The organism is Brevundimonas sp. (assembly GCF_016463295.1).
In the GTDB taxonomy this organism is placed as follows: domain Bacteria; phylum Pseudomonadota; class Alphaproteobacteria; order Caulobacterales; family Caulobacteraceae; genus Brevundimonas.
Map to the genome: position 1 here is coordinate 1 of NZ_JAEMRO010000057.1, position 13685 is coordinate 13685.

16 protein-coding genes, 1 tRNA gene and 1 pseudogene are annotated in these 13685 nt (G+C 66.7%); 8 read left to right on the forward strand and 10 right to left on the reverse strand.

Features of this window, described 5'->3' with window-relative positions:
• Window positions 1-560 (forward strand): annotated as a pseudogene (locus JHC81_RS10745) (tipN); the annotation flags it as partial.
• Between the two features lie 90 nt (window positions 561-650).
• Window positions 651-1250, forward strand: a complete 600-nt coding sequence (locus JHC81_RS10750; RefSeq protein WP_292174384.1) for a hypothetical protein — start codon at window positions 651-653, stop codon at window positions 1248-1250.
• Here JHC81_RS10750 and JHC81_RS10755 read toward each other — a convergent pair.
• Entirely contained in the window at window positions 1186-2412 is a 1227-nt protein-coding gene (locus JHC81_RS10755; protein WP_292174387.1) for an MFS transporter, read from the reverse strand. The two genes, JHC81_RS10750 and JHC81_RS10755, sit on opposite strands and share 65 nt — an antisense overlap.
• Before the next feature lie 50 nt (window positions 2413-2462).
• Between JHC81_RS10755 and JHC81_RS10760 the strand changes: the two genes are divergently transcribed.
• The 3 genes from JHC81_RS10760 (at window position 2463) to JHC81_RS10770 (ending at window position 5891) form a co-directional block, all read left to right on the forward strand.
• On the forward strand, window positions 2463-2834 hold the full coding sequence (locus tag JHC81_RS10760) for a DUF423 domain-containing protein (RefSeq protein WP_292174389.1): 372 nt from the start codon (window positions 2463-2465) through the stop codon (window positions 2832-2834).
• A 29-nt stretch (window positions 2835-2863) separates the two neighbouring features.
• Window positions 2864-3835, forward strand: coding sequence for a prolyl aminopeptidase (gene pip / locus JHC81_RS10765; RefSeq protein ID WP_292174392.1), 972 nt, complete (start codon window positions 2864-2866; stop codon window positions 3833-3835).
• Window positions 3836-4478: 643 nt separating this feature from the next.
• On the forward strand, window positions 4479-5891 hold the full coding sequence (locus JHC81_RS10770; protein ID WP_292174394.1) for an alkaline phosphatase PhoX: 1413 nt from the start codon (window positions 4479-4481) through the stop codon (window positions 5889-5891).
• Here the strand turns inward: JHC81_RS10770 and JHC81_RS10775 are convergent.
• Window positions 5860-6927: a COX15/CtaA family protein gene (locus JHC81_RS10775; protein WP_292174396.1), complete on the reverse strand. Its 1068-nt coding sequence runs from the start codon at window positions 6925-6927 to the stop codon at window positions 5860-5862. The genes JHC81_RS10770 and JHC81_RS10775 overlap by 32 nt on opposite strands.
• Window positions 6928-7061: 134 nt before the next feature.
• Here JHC81_RS10775 and JHC81_RS10780 point away from each other — a divergent pair, with 134 nt between their 5' ends.
• Together JHC81_RS10780 and JHC81_RS10785 are read left to right on the forward strand one after the other, a co-directional pair.
• Window positions 7062-7313, forward strand: coding sequence for an LPXTG cell wall anchor domain-containing protein (locus JHC81_RS10780; RefSeq protein ID WP_292174398.1), 252 nt, complete (start codon window positions 7062-7064; stop codon window positions 7311-7313).
• Entirely contained in the window at window positions 7313-7519 is a 207-nt protein-coding gene (locus JHC81_RS10785; protein ID WP_292174400.1) for a DUF2842 domain-containing protein, read from the forward strand. The genes JHC81_RS10780 and JHC81_RS10785 overlap by 1 nt, the downstream gene beginning before the upstream one ends.
• 23 nt (window positions 7520-7542) lie before the next feature.
• Here JHC81_RS10785 and JHC81_RS10790 read toward each other — a convergent pair.
• From JHC81_RS10790 to JHC81_RS10820, 7 genes are all read right to left on the reverse strand, one after another.
• Window positions 7543-7619, reverse strand: a tRNA-Pro gene (locus JHC81_RS10790).
• 51 nt (window positions 7620-7670) lie between these two features.
• Window positions 7671-8096, reverse strand: a complete 426-nt coding sequence (locus tag JHC81_RS10795) for a MerR family transcriptional regulator (RefSeq protein ID WP_292174402.1) — start codon at window positions 8094-8096, stop codon at window positions 7671-7673.
• 5 nt (window positions 8097-8101) lie between these two features.
• Window positions 8102-8410, reverse strand: a complete 309-nt coding sequence (locus JHC81_RS10800; protein ID WP_292174405.1) for an integration host factor subunit alpha — start codon at window positions 8408-8410, stop codon at window positions 8102-8104.
• A gap of 76 nt (window positions 8411-8486) precedes the next feature.
• Complete coding sequence (locus JHC81_RS10805) at window positions 8487-9464, reverse strand: beta-ketoacyl-ACP synthase III (RefSeq protein WP_292174408.1); 978 nt, start codon at window positions 9462-9464, stop codon at window positions 8487-8489.
• Complete coding sequence (gene plsX, locus JHC81_RS10810; RefSeq protein WP_292174410.1) at window positions 9461-10537, reverse strand: phosphate acyltransferase PlsX; 1077 nt, start codon at window positions 10535-10537, stop codon at window positions 9461-9463. The genes JHC81_RS10805 and plsX overlap by 4 nt, the downstream gene beginning before the upstream one ends.
• 91 nt (window positions 10538-10628) lie before the next feature.
• Window positions 10629-11144 (reverse strand): DUF177 domain-containing protein, encoded by a 516-nt coding sequence (locus JHC81_RS10815; protein ID WP_292174413.1) that lies wholly within the window; start codon window positions 11142-11144, stop codon window positions 10629-10631.
• On the reverse strand, window positions 11141-11686 hold the full coding sequence (locus JHC81_RS10820; protein WP_292174415.1) for a ubiquinol-cytochrome C chaperone family protein: 546 nt from the start codon (window positions 11684-11686) through the stop codon (window positions 11141-11143). Before JHC81_RS10820 ends, JHC81_RS10815 begins: the two co-directional genes overlap by 4 nt.
• An 81-nt stretch (window positions 11687-11767) precedes the next feature.
• Between JHC81_RS10820 and bamE the strand changes: the two genes are divergently transcribed.
• On the forward strand, window positions 11768-12247 hold the full coding sequence (bamE, locus tag JHC81_RS10825; protein WP_292174418.1) for an outer membrane protein assembly factor BamE: 480 nt from the start codon (window positions 11768-11770) through the stop codon (window positions 12245-12247).
• Between the two features lie 79 nt (window positions 12248-12326).
• On the opposite strand, the gene JHC81_RS10830 is transcribed toward bamE, so the two are convergent.
• Window positions 12327-13685 (reverse strand): sodium/proton-translocating pyrophosphatase (locus JHC81_RS10830; protein ID WP_292174421.1); only part of this gene is annotated, 1359 nt, incomplete at its 5' end.

Sequence of the window (13685 nt, forward strand, 5' to 3'; positions counted from 1 at the left end):
CCCCGACACGCCCCGACCCCGGCCTTCGCCCGGCCATCGCGCCCAAAGAGGAAACCCGCGGCTTCGGCCAGCGCATCCGCCCGGCACCGGAGCCCGAGCCTGCTCTCCAGCCGGCCAACACCTTCGAACGCGAGGGTTCAGGCCAAGCCTCTCGCGACGACGAACCGCTCGATCTCGACACCCCGCTGATGCCGCCGGTCGCGACCGAAGCTCTGGGCGAGCGGATCACCGCCGCTATTCGCCGCATGGGGGTCGATCCGAATGCACTCCTGCCCCGATCTCGCGTCGAGGAGGCGGCCCAGGCCGTGACCGGCGGCGATCCCGATCGTGCGCGTCAGATCGTGCGTCGCGTCGCCCCGGCCGCCGTGCGCAGCGTCTCCCGCCGAGTCCTGACCGACCCTGACATGCGAGCCGACGCCGAGGCCTATGTGCGTGCCTTCTCCCGCGACCTCGGCGTGCGGGCGGCGGCGCGCGATGGTGCAGGCGTGCTGGGTCAGCTGACCTCCGACGGCGGTCGCGCCTATATGCTTCTGGACGCCGCCATCGGCGATCTGGGCTAAGCCCTTGAACGATTGTGTATTGACGGGACCCGCCTGTTTCCGACACGGTCCCGCCATCTGTCACAGTATCGTCATGCACAGGCGGGGGCCATGCTCGACACCCGATTGCTAGAGACGCCGGACACCCGACCGGCGATCGCCATCTGCGCCTATGAGATCGGTGACACCGGCTGGGACCCGGTCGAGGACCTGTCCGGCGAGGCCTGGAACCCGACCGGCGCGCGAACCCTGGCCATCGACCCTGCCGCACCCGATGCCTTGGTCGCCACCCTGGGCGAAGCCCTCAGTTCTCCGGCCTGCCGCGGACTTCTTCTGGTCGGACGGACGCGGCAGGAGGGCGGGTTCAAGCTGCAGATCCGCACCGAGAACCGCTCGCTGGATGGCACCCACAGGGGCAACCCCGACGGCCCCGGCGTCGCCCGGGCAACGGCCCCCACCGCCGAAATGGTGCGCGAAATCGCCGAAGCCGGTCTGAAGGCCAGAGTCAGCTCGGAGACCGAGGACGATGTCGGCAGCTATCTGCTGTATCGCGTGCTCGCGGCCCTGCCGGAAGGCATGGATACACCGGCCGTCGGCCTGCTGCGCGCGCCCGTCGATGCCGCCGACGACCAGGTCCAGAAGGCGGTCAAGGCGGCGGCCCAGGCGATCGCCCGGCATCTGGCGCCCCTGCCCCGCCCTCGCGCGGCCTGAGCATCCGCCGGGCCAGTCCAACACGCAGCACCAGCGCGGCCGCCAGCCCAAGGCCCGACAAGGCCACCATCGCCCAGTAGCCACCGGCTCCGAACCGGTCGTACAGCGGCCCCGACACCATCGTCGCCAGCCCGATCAGCACCCCGGCCGACAGCACCGAACTCAGCGTCTGCGCCGCCGTATGCCCGTCCGGCGGCGACAGCCGCTCCACCAGTTGCACTCCCGCCAGAAAAGTCGCGGCAAAGGTCAGGGCATGGAGCGCCTGCAGGGCCCACAGCGCCCACAGCGGCGGGGCCATCGCCATCAGCGACCAGCGCAGGATGGAGGCGACGCATCCGATCACCAGCAGGCTCCACGGCCCTATGCCCATCCGCCTTCGCCAGGGCTCGACGACCCACATCAGTGCGATCTCGACCACCACGCCGAACGCCCAGAGCTGGCCCGTAACCGCCGCACTGATCCCCTGCGTCTGCCACAGGATGGCGGAGAAACCGTACTGGAAGGCGTGCGCCGCCTGCACCGCACCGACGGCGAAGATGGCGAGCATGAAGACCGGATCGACCAGCAGTCGGCCAAGCCCCCTGAACCGCTCGCGACCCCGAACCGTCGCGCCGTCGGTCACGCGCTCGCCCGGCAGGACAAAAGCGGCGACGAGCACAATGCCCAGGGCCGCGACCACGCTGGCGACGATCACCGCGTCCACCGGTGCCCGCAGCAGCAGCGCCCCCATCCCCAGATTGGCCAATACGAACGCCGCCGACCCCGCCCCTCTCGGCAGCGAGAACGTAAAGCCATGCCGCGCCGCCAGCCGCAGGGTCAGCACATCGCTGAGCGGGATCAGTGCCGCCGCCGCCGTCGACCCGACGAACCAGCCGATGGCCCAGCCCGTAAAGTCGCTCGCCAGTCCAGCCCCGGCATAGCCCGCCGCCATCACGGCCCCCAGGATGGCGATGGGGGCTCGCCGCGTCTGGAACCCGTCAGCCCAGACGGCCAGCGCAGGCCCCGTCACCAGCCGCCCTAGCATCGGTGCGGCCAGCAGCACCCCGATCTCGGCCCCGCTCAGCCCCTGGGCGCTGAACCACAGTCCCGCAAACGGCAGGGTCACGCCGTTGGCCGCGAAAAGCAGAACATATTGCAGGGCCATGCGGGCGGCGGGAGACATAAGTCGGGGTCTAGCAGACGCGCCTGATTCCATGCTCTATCTAGTGTTCCATGATACTGTCACGCTTGCTTGCCCCCTTCGCCTGTCTGAACGGTGCCATGGCCGTCGCCTTGGGGGCCTTCGCCGCACATGGTGCCGGCCCTGCGGTCAAGACCCTGCTGACGACCGGGGCCCAGTATCAGATGGTCCATGCCCTGCTGGCTCTCGTCTGCGTCCTCTGGCCGTCGCGTGACCGCCTGATTCTGATTGCTGGAGGAATGGCCGCCGCAGGTGGCCTGATCTTCTCGCTGGCCCTGTCCGCCATCGCCCTGCTCAGCCTGAAGGCGATGGGGGCCGTCGCCCCGATCGGCGGCCTGCTGATGATCCTGGCCTGGCTTCTGCTGGCCGTCTGCGCCCTGCGCGCTCCCTCAAAACCCGCCTGACCGGGCGAATACGAAAGACCGTTTACAGTATGGCTTTTCCCGCGCCCGCGACCCGCCGCGACCTCTATCCCGAGATCGAGGCCTATCAGACCGGCTTCATGGCGACCGACAGCGTCCATGAAATCTATTGGGAACAGAGCGGCAATCCGGACGGCATCCCGGTCATCGTCCTGCACGGCGGGCCCGGCGGCGCGGTCAATCCGGGCATGCGTCGCTATTTCGACCCCGCCAGATACCGCATCGTCATGCTGGACCAGCGCGGCTGTGGCCGCAGCCGTCCCAATGCCTCGTTGGAGGACAACACCACCTGGACCCTGATCGCCGATATCGAACGCCTGCGCGAGCAACTGGGTATCGACAAATGGGTCGTCTTCGGCGGCAGCTGGGGCTCCACCCTGTCGCTGGCCTATGCCATCACCCATCCCGACCGGGCGCTGTCGCTGGTGTTGCGCGGCATCTTCCTGCTGACCAAACCCGAACTGCACTGGTTCTATCAGGACGGGGCCTCCCACATCTTCCCCGACGCCTGGGAGCGGTTCCTTGAGCCCATCCCCGAGGATGAGCGTCACGACCTGATGGGGGCCTATTACAAGCGCCTCACCGGAGACGACGCGGCAGAACGCGACCGCTGCGCCATCGCCTGGTCCAGCTGGGAGGGCGAAACCGTCAGCGTCCAGGGGCCTGACGCCCGTCCCGACCGCTTCGCTGAGGCCGAGTTCGCCGTGGCCTTCGCCCGGATTGAATGCTGGTACTTCATGAACGGCGGCTTCTTCCCCGAGGAGAACTGGCTGCTGAACAACGTCCACCGCATTCGCCACCTGCCCTGCTGGATCGCGCAAGGCCGGTTCGACGTCGTCACCCCCATGACCAGCGCCTGGGCCCTGCACCGTGCCTGGCCCGAGGCCAGACTGGACGTCGTCACCGACGCCGGCCATGCCTCCAGCGAACCGGGCATCATCGACAGCCTGGTCCGCGGCACCGACTGGGCGGCGGGGCTTTAAGAACCAGCGACCACATGCTGAGAGTTCGTCCCCAACCCGCATAGTTTGATCCGCCAACTCCCTGATCCCGCTCCACAATCCCGCACGACCAGCGACCTGTTCCCGCCATAGGAAGAACCGGCCCCATAATCCTCCGCGTCCCGTCGCCGGGAAGGGCGCAAGGCCTTGCGGCTTGTCGCGGCGGGAGCGTGATGAGCGGGGTGGGGTGGTCTCAGCTACGCGGGTTTGTCGGCCAGAGTGTCGGCCTTCTCCGCGAGCACGGTGGCTCCCCAACAAAGAGCGTATGGCAGGGAACCTGCGCTGTTCCGGGGATCGGGTTCGCAAGGCTCCGACCCGCCCGCCGGAGGCCATGTCGGCAAGGCGCTAAGAGCGTCGCTGGTCCTGGGTGGGGGATGCCCCTCCATCCCAGGCCGACAGCCACCGGTCAGACATCTCGTGCGGAGCGACGACGCGATGCCGAAACACACATTCCCCACGGTCTCCGGGCAACGCGCCCGGCGCTCCGCCGGCCCATCCCACCCTTCAACCGACGGAAATCCCGGCGGGGCCGACGCTCGCCTGCGTCATTCCGCCGTTCGTCACAGAACCATGATGATCCAGCCCCTGTCGCCCGGCATAAGGCGACATCTTCGGAGTCCTGCCCATGCGTCCTGATCGTCGTCAGCTGTTCACCGGCTCGGCCGCCGCCGTCGCCTTTGCGGGACTGGCCAGGAATGTCAGGGCCCAGGCGGCTCCGGTGGGCGAAACCTATGTCAATGACGTCCATGGTTACGGCCCGCTGATCGCCGATCCCGACAAGCTGCTCGATCTGCCCGAAGGCTTCACCTACGAGATCGTGTCCCAGAGTGGCGACACCATGGACGACGGCCTGTTCGTGCCGGGGCAGCCGGACGGCATGGGCTGTTTCCCGCTGGACGGCACCCGCGTCGCCCTGGTCTGCAACCACGAGCTCAAGGGCTCCAGCGCTCTTCACCGCAACCTCGGCCCCGGCGGCTTTCATCAGCAGCGGATTGGCCTGCTGGACCCCACCAAGGGCTATGACACCTACAAGGACGGTCGCGCCCTGCCCGGCGGTACCACCACCCTGATCTACGACCTGGCGACGCGCCGGAAGGTCAGCCAGCATCTGTCCCTGGCCGGCACCTCGACGAATTGCTGCGGTGGCCACACCCCTTGGGGCAGCTGGCTGACCTGCGAGGAGAACGTCGACACGCCCGCCAACAAGGACGTAACCAAGCCTCACGGTTTCATCTTCGAAGTGCCGGCCGCGGCCACCGGCCTGGTCGATCCCGTTCCGCTCAAGGCCATGGGCCGGTTCGAGCATGAGGCCGTCTGCGTCGATCCCCGCACCGGCATCGTCTACGAAACCGAGGACAAGGGCGACGGCCTCTTCTACCGCTTCATCCCGAAGGTGCCTGGAAAGCTGATCGAGGGTGGCCGTCTCCAGGCCATGGCCTTCAAGGACAAGCCCCGCGCCGACACCCGCAACTGGGACAGCGCAGAGTGGGCCGTGCGCGACTGGCGCGAGGTCGTCTGGATCGACCTGGACGACGTCGAATCGCCCAATGACGACCTGCGCTTGCGCGGCCACGCGACCGGCGCGGCCCTTGTGGCGCGCGGCGAAGGCATCCATTGGGGCGACAACGAACTCTATCTGACCGCCACCTCGGGCGGGCCGCTGAAGCGCGGCCAGATCATGCGCTATGTCCCCTCGCCTGACGAAGGCCAGCCCGGCGAGATCGACCGTCCGGGTCGCCTGCAGCTGTTTACCGAAAGCGCCGACCTGCGCACCATGAATATGGGCGACAACATCACAGTCGCGCCCTGGGGCCATCTGATCGTCTGCGAGGACAACTACTCCAGTGACATCCGCAACCATCTGAAGGGCGTCACCCCGGACGGTCAGGTCTATGCGATCGCCCGCAACGTCTTCGCCGGCAACTCGGAGTTCGCGGGCGCGGTCTTCTCGCCCGATGGCGAGGTTCTGTTCGTCAACATCATGTACCCGGGCATCACCCTGGCGATCAGAGGACCCTGGTCCTCGGTCCGGACATGAACAGCCGCGGCTGAGACCGGCGCACCAGCCACAGATTGATCGTCACAACGGCCAGGACCAGGGCCGCGCCTGCCTGATGCAGCGCGCCCAGCCACAACGGCACGGCATGGATCAGGGTGACGACACCCAGCGCCGCCTGCATCCACAGCACGCCGGCCACGACCATGGCACTGACGCCCAGACCCTCGGCCAGCCGCCACCGCCAGGCCTGAACCGCATAGATCGTCCCGCCGATCAGCAGGGCATAGGCCGCGATCCTGTGATTGAACTGAACCAGGGCCTGATCGTGCAGGAAGCTCAACGCCCCCGCACCCCACTCCACCGCCGGCAGGACCGACCCGTTCATCAGCGGCCAGTCGGTATAGACGAACCCCGCCTTGGCCCCCGCCACCAGTCCACCCAGCAGACACTGCATGAAGACGGCCCCCAGCAGGACTGCCGCCCCCCGGCTCCAGCCCACGGGCGGCCGCGCATGTCCCTCGCCCCGCCAGGCTTCCAGCCCCGTCCAGATCAGGCCCATGAAGATCAGCAGCGCCAGCCCCAGATGCGTCGCCAGTCGCTCTGGCGCGACATCGACCCGCTCCGACAGCCCGCTGGACACCATCCACCAGCCGATCAGGCCCTGCAGCCCGCCCAGGGCCAGCAGCACCGCGCAGCGCCCGATTAGCCGCCTCGGGATCTTGCGCATCACCAGAAACACGAAGAAGGGCACAGCAAACACCACCCCGATGATCCGGCCCAGGAACCGGTGCGCCCACTCCCACCAGAAGATGGTCTTGAACCCATCCAGGGTCATGTCCGGATTGATGTGCTCATATTGCGGGATCGTCTTGTACTTCTGGAACGCCTCGGCCCAGTCGGCACCGTTCATCGGCGGCAGGGCCCCCATGATCGGCTTCCACTCCGTGATCGACAGGCCCGATCCGGTCAGCCGGGTCACCCCGCCGACCACGACCATGGCAAACACCAGGGCGGCGCTGACGAACAGCCAGATCGCCACTGCCCGGCTCTGCCCACCTGCGCTGAAACGCTTCATTCGACGCCTGCCGTTCCGACCGTTACACTGTTCGCAGTGGCGCTGGCCCACCGCCGGGATCAGCGGTATGCCCGCCCCGCACGACGAGTGCCAGTCGCTTTACGGCGTCTGATCGCCGCAACAGGAGACGCTGCTTGCCCTACGCCCAGATCGCCGCCGCCGTGGCCATCGCCCTCGCCCTGGCCGGTGTGGCCGACATGCTGACCGGGCGGCGCGGCTTCTTCGCCATGGCCCTGGTGTCCGGCGTCGGCGCGGTCGCCGGCTGGTTCCTGGCGGTCAGGGTCTTCGGCGTCGCGACATCGCAGCAGTGGCTCTGGCTGGCCTGGTCCGGCATCGCAGCGGCCCTGTCGCTCGGCACCTTCTTCCTGTTCCGGAACAAGCGCTGATGAACCCGCGTCTCCGCCGTCTGATCGCCGCCCTGGGCAGCGTGGCCTTTCTGATCTTCTACGTCTGGGCTGTCATCGCCATCGGCGAACGTCTTCCCGATTCGCCACTGATTGACCTGGCCTTCTTCGCCATCGCCGGCATCGCCTGGGGCGTGCCGCTGTTCCCGCTGATCAAATGGGCCGAGGGTGGCAAGTCGAAGAAGTGATTTCTAACCGGGTCAAGGGAAGATGGTCGGAGCGACAGGATTCGAACCTGCGACCCCTTGACCCCCAGTCAAGTGCGCTACCAGGCTGCGCCACGCTCCGAGAGGCGCTCCCTATAGACGGGGTTGGCCGCGCCGCAAACGGAAAAATGGCCTAACCGGCGGTTCTCATGAGAACGGCGTCCAGTCGTGCTCGCGCGCCCTCGATCTCGGCCAAGGCCTGACGCAGCCGAACCGTCGCCCGGCCCGATGGCGGTCTTACCTCCGGCACCGCCACAGCCTCTTCACCATCGAAACTGACCAGGCCGCCGGGGTCGCCGTACCGCGCCAGCGCCTTCAGCCCCTGCTCCTTGTGCAGCCGCAGCACGCCCTTGATCGTCAGCCCCTCATCGTGCAGCAGCCGTTTCACAGCCTTCAGCAACACCAGATCCTGCGGGCGATAGAACCGTCGGCCTCCGGCCCGCTTCATCGGTGCGACAAAGGCGAACTTTGTCTCCCAGAACCTCAGCACATGCTGAGGCACGCCCACCTCGTCGGCGGCTTCGGAGATGGATCGGAAGGCGTTGGGGCTCTTGGCCACGGGCGTCAGGCGCTCACGATCGCGTCGTGAACCCGGCCCTTCATGATCTGCGAGGCGCGGAAGCTGATGACCCGGCGCGGATTGATCGCCGCCGGCTCGCCCGTCTTGGGATTGCGCCCCATGCGCGCCCGCTTCTCGCGAACCTGGAAGACGCCAAACCCGGATAGCTTCACCGTCTCGCCGCGCTCCAGCGATTCGATGATCAGTTCCAGGGTCCGCTCAACCATGGCGGCGCATTCCAGACGCGACAGACCGACCTCTTCATGGACGGCTTCACACAGGTCGGCACGGGTCAGTGTTTGGTGGTCAGTCACGAGGCCGCTCCCCTCCGAGGGTCGTTCGTCCCCATAAAAGGGCAAGCGCAGTCAAATGGAAAGCCGAAATCCTTGCTTAGAACCGGAAGGCGCAGGCACCCCAGGTCAGCCCACCGCCCATGGCCTCCAGCAGGACCATGTCGCCGCGCTTGATCCGACCGTCCTGAATGGCGGCATCCATGGCCAGAGGAATCGACGCCGCCGACGTATTCGCGTGAATGGCGACAGTCGAAATCACCTTGTTCTCGTCCAGACCCAACCGGTCTCCGACACCCTTGATGATCCGCTGATTGGCCTGGTGCGGCACGAACCAGTCGACATCCGCCACCTCGATGCCCGAGGCCTCGCAGGCCGCCGTGATCGCCTCGGCGATATTGACGACTGCATGACGAAACACCTGATTGCCCGCCATCCGCAGATGGCCCACCGTCCCCGTCGTCGCCGGCCCGCCATCGACATACAGAAGGTCCGTCTTGTTGCCGTCGCAGCGCAAGGCAAAACCCAGCAGGCCCTGATCCGCCTTGGTCCCCTGCCCCTCGCGCGGCTCCATGACGAAGGCCCCGGCCCCGTCGCCGAACAGGACGCAGGTCGACCGGTCGGTCCAGTCCATCAGCCGGGTCATTTCCTCGGCCCCGATGACCAGGGCGCATTTGGCCAGCCCTCGCGCTACGAAGCCGTCAGCCACGCTCATCGCATAGACGAAACCCGAGCAGACCGCCTGGACATCGAACGCGATCCCCACCGGCGCGCCCAGCTTGCGCTGCACGATCGAGGCTGTGGCCGGGAACGTCATGTCCGGCGTCGTGGTCGCCACGATGATCAGATCGACATCGGCCGCCGTCTTGCCGGCGTCAGCCAGGGCCCGCCGTGCCGCCTCGACGGCCAGGTCGCTGGTCGGCTGGTCGTCGCGGGCCTTATGGCGCTGTTTGATGCCGGTGCGCTCCTGGATCCATTCATCGGACGTATCGACGATCTCGGCCAGGTCGGCATTGGTCACGACCTGTTCGGGCAGGAAGGATCCGACGCCGGTCACGGCGCTGCGCACTACGCTCACTGGGAAGGCTCCGTCACGGTCAGCGGCGCGGTCGCCGCCAGCTCCAGGGTCGCGGACAGGCGGCCGAGGCTGTCCTGCACCTTGGTCAGATAGTCGCTGCGGGCCAGATCGACCGCGATACGAATGGCATTGGCATAGCCCTTGGCGTCCGCCCCGCCATGGCTCTTCACTACGATGCCGTTCAGCCCCAGCAGGGGACCGCCATTGATCGAACTGGGGTCGATCCGCCGCCCCATGGCCTTCAGGGCCGGCATGGCGATCGCCGCCCCGACCTTGGCCTGAAGGCTGGAGGTCAAGGCCTCTCGCATCAAAGCCGATATGAACCGCGCCACGCCCTCTGCGGTCTTCAGAGCAATGTTGCCGGTGAAGCCGTCAGTCACCACCACATCGACCGTGCCCTTGGCGATGTCGTCGCCCTCGACGAAACCGTGATAGTTCAGGCCCAGGCCACCGTCGCGCAGGATGCGGCTGGCCTCGCGGACCTCTTCGTGGCCCTTCATGTCTTCCGAGCCGACGTTCAGTATGCCGACCGTCGGGCGCGCCACGCCATGCACGGCGGCATGGAAGGCCTCGCCCATGATCGCGAATTCGATCAGCTGTTCGGCGTCGCTCTCGATATTGGCCCCGACATCCAGCACGGCCGTCACGCCGCGCAGTGTCGGCCAACTGGCCACGATGGCCGGACGCTCAAGGCCATGGGCCGACATCCGCAGGATCAGCTTGGCGATCGCCATCAGCGCCCCGGTGTTGCCCGCAGAAACGACGGCGTGCGCCTCGCCCGTCTTCACGGCCTCGATGGCATTCCACAGGCTGGAGCCCTTGCCGCGACGCATGGCCTGGGCCGGCTTCTCCTCCATGCCCACGACCTTGTCGGTGTGGCGCACGACGACCAGATCATCGCCCAGGCCACATTTGGCCATCTCGGCCCGAATGGCGGCCTCGTCGCCATGCACCAGAAAGCGGACACCTTCGCCGCCGTGCTGTTTGCGATAGTCCCGGATGCCGGCGATCACGACGGGCGGACCGTGGTCCCCGCCCATGCCGTCGAGCGATATCAGAATGGAGGATGGCAAGCCGGTACGACTCCGTCGCGCCGGGGACTCGGGCGCATCGAGGCGGAAGGATAGACCCGCGCGGGCGGGATGCAACCGCGCGGACCCTGCGTCAACCTTCGTCGGAGGGTCTCAGTTGCTTCAGCACGGCAAAGGGCGAGATTTCCGCCGGTTCTTCGGGCTGAACGAACTCCGCCCCCGGCTTGCGCGGAAAGGGATCCAGCTTCAGCGCCAGCTGCTCGACCGCATATTGACCCAGGTCGATCTGACCATCCTCGATCAGATCGGGCGCATCGTCATCCAGGGTGACGTCGATCTCGTCACTTTCGGTTTCGACCGCCTCGGCCAGCGGGATCGAGAACTTCGCATCGATGTGAACCGGCAGCGGCTCCAGCGTCAGGCCACAGGTCTGGACCGCATCGGCCCGCACCCGCCCCGAAACACGCCAACCGACATTGCCGTGGGGCTCCAGCCGCATGTCCGCCTCGAACACGTCCAGCGATGCTAGGTCCAGCGACTTGGCGATTTTCGCCCGCTCGGCTGCATCCGGCTCCAGTCGACGATCCAGGCCCGCGCCGGCCTGGTTGAGGCGCACAGGAACGCTGTAGGGCAATCCGCTCTCGATCATGCCGCAATCTCCGCCCAGTTGGGGCTCTTAACCAGATCACCGAGACTCTGCCCGGCCAGACGCTGACGGCTGGCCACCGCATAACGCGCCAATGCTTCACCAGTGGCGGGGTCGTCGCTCTCATAGACATTGCGCGCCAGCCCACTGGCCAGCGCTGACTGATCGCCGTCGCGCAAGGGTGTCTCATAGGCCTGCATCCGGCCGTACATCGCCTCGCCCAGCTTGCGCATCTTCTTGCCGACGGAGGTGTCGCCGACCCCCAGCTCGCGCAGAGCGTGGTCCAACGCCGACACATAGGCGTCGAACAGGGCCTGCGCCGCCTCCGCCCCGCCCGCTTCGCCAGTCTTGTCCTCGTCGCGCAGACGCAGAATCAGCAGCAGGGCGTGCAGGGTGTAAAGCTCGAACCGCGCATCGATCCGGTCCGCGACGCCCAGTGTCGTGTAAAAATCGGGCTGGCGCGCCTGATCGACCGCCCTTTCATACAGGGCCTCGCCCATCCGGGCGTGGGGTCGGGATCGGAACAGTTTTGACAGCATGATCATACGGCCCCTTTTCCGCCGCGCCGTTGAACTAAGGCGCAGGTCCGGTTAGGTCAAAGACCTTGTTTTGTCGCAGGCTCGCTCATGCTCCGTACCAAGCTGACTTTCGCCGTTCTTTCGGCCGCTGTCCTGACCGCCGCCTGTGCCCCGACCGTGGGCCAGAACGGATTTCAGGCCATCGACGCCAAGCCGACGGACATCGTCGCGGGCACCGATACGCGCCAGACCGTCCTGACCCGTCTGGGCTCGCCGTCCACCACCTCGACGTTCGAGAAGGACACCATCTGGTACTACATCAGCCAGACGACGGAAAAATATACCTACAACCGCCCGCAGGTGACGCAGCGCAGCGTGACGGAAATCACCTTCAACGAGGCTGGTCAGGTCGCGGCCGTCCGCACCCTGGGCCTGGACGACGGTCAGCGCCTGGCCATGAACGGCAATGAGACGCCGACCCGGGGTCGTCAGCTGACCATCTTGGAACAGCTGCTCGGCAACGTGGGCCGTGGCCAGCTGCCGCGCACCGACGAGGACGTCCCCGGCCAGCAGCGCCGCGACGACTAGCAGCCTTCACATCGCTCCTAACGAAGAACGCCCCGGAGATCGCTCTCCGGGGCGTCTTTCGTTGAACCGTCGGACGAACCTAGCCGATCTTCCCGCTCGCCAGGACAGCCAGCAGCAACAAGGCCACGATGTTCGTGATCTTGATCATCGGGTTCACTGCCGGGCCGGAGGTGTCCTTGTAGGGATCGCCGACGGTATCGCCGGTGACGGCGGCCTTGTGCGCTTCCGAACCCTTGCCGTGGACGACGCCGTTCTTGTCGGTGAATCCTTCCTCGATCACCTTCTTGGCATTGTCCCAGGCCCCGCCGCCCGAGGTCATCGAGATGGCCACGAACAGGCCGGTCACGATCACGCCCATCAGCATGGCACCTAGCGAGGCGAAAGCGTTGGCCTTGTCAGAGATCATCAGGACGGCGACAAACAGGACGATCGGCGACAGTACCGGCAGAAGCGACGGCACGATCATCTCGCGGATCGCTGCTTTCGTCAGGATGTCGACCGCCTTGCCGTATTCCGGCTTGGTCTCATAGGTCATGATGCCCGGGTTCTCGCGGAACTGACGACGGACCTCGGCCACGACCGATTCGGCCGCACGGCCCACCGCCATCATCGACATCCCGCCGAACAGGAAGGGCAGCAGCCCCCCGAACAGCAGGCCGACGACCACATAGGGGCTTGTCAGGTCGAAGCTGACCTCGCCGAGTCCGTAGAAGAACGACCCGGGCAAGGCTTCGGCGGCGAAGTACTTGAGGTCCTCCGTATAGGCCGCGAACAGCACCAGCGCGCCGAGGCCCGCCGAACCGATCGCATAGCCCTTGGTCACGGCCTTGGTGGTGTTGCCCACCGCGTCCAGGGCGTCGGTCGAATGCCGCACCTCGCTGGGCAAGCCCGCCATCTCGGCGATGCCGCCAGCGTTGTCTGTCACCGGCCCAAAGGCATCCAGCGCCACGATCATCCCCGCCACGCCCAGCATGGTCGTGGTGGCAATGGCGATGCCGAACAGCCCCGCCAGCTGGAAGCTGACCACGATACCAACGATGATCGTCATCGCCGGGAGAGCCGTGGACTCCAGCGAGACGGCCAGACCCTGGATCACATTGGTGCCGTGACCCGAAACCGAGGCATTGGCCACCGATCGCACCGGCCGGAAGTTCGAGCCCGTATAGTATTCCGTGATCACCACGATGGCGGCCGTGACCGCCAGACCAACCAGGCCGGACCAGAACAGGTTCATCGCCGGAATGGCCTCGGCCATGCCCGGCACGGTGATGGTCTCGGGCGTCAGGCTGGTGATCACCCACCAGACCGCACCGACCGACAGGACACCGGTGACGATCAGGCCCTGATACAGAGCCCCCATGATGTTGTTCGACTTGCCCAGACGGACGAAGAAGCTGCCGATGATCGAGGTCACCACGCAGATGCCGCAGATCGCCAG

Excerpts from the sequence above, each read along its gene's own strand:
- JHC81_RS10750 (WP_292174384.1), top strand. The coding sequence starts at position 651 with ATGCTCGACACCCGATTGCTAGAGACGCCGGACACCCGACCGGCGATC.
- JHC81_RS10755 (WP_292174387.1), bottom strand. The coding sequence starts at position 2,412 with ATGTCTCCCGCCGCCCGCATGGCCCTGCAATATGTTCTGCTTTTCGCG.
- JHC81_RS10760 (WP_292174389.1), top strand. The coding sequence starts at position 2,463 with ATGATACTGTCACGCTTGCTTGCCCCCTTCGCCTGTCTGAACGGTGCC.
- pip (WP_292174392.1), top strand. The coding sequence starts at position 2,864 with ATGGCTTTTCCCGCGCCCGCGACCCGCCGCGACCTCTATCCCGAGATC.
- JHC81_RS10770 (WP_292174394.1), top strand. The coding sequence starts at position 4,479 with ATGCGTCCTGATCGTCGTCAGCTGTTCACCGGCTCGGCCGCCGCCGTC.
- JHC81_RS10775 (WP_292174396.1), bottom strand. The coding sequence starts at position 6,927 with ATGAAGCGTTTCAGCGCAGGTGGGCAGAGCCGGGCAGTGGCGATCTGG.
- JHC81_RS10785 (WP_292174400.1), top strand. The coding sequence starts at position 7,313 with ATGAACCCGCGTCTCCGCCGTCTGATCGCCGCCCTGGGCAGCGTGGCC.
- JHC81_RS10815 (WP_292174413.1), bottom strand. The coding sequence starts at position 11,144 with ATGATCGAGAGCGGATTGCCCTACAGCGTTCCTGTGCGCCTCAACCAG.
- JHC81_RS10820 (WP_292174415.1), bottom strand. The coding sequence starts at position 11,686 with ATGATCATGCTGTCAAAACTGTTCCGATCCCGACCCCACGCCCGGATG.
- bamE (WP_292174418.1), top strand. The coding sequence starts at position 11,768 with ATGCTCCGTACCAAGCTGACTTTCGCCGTTCTTTCGGCCGCTGTCCTG.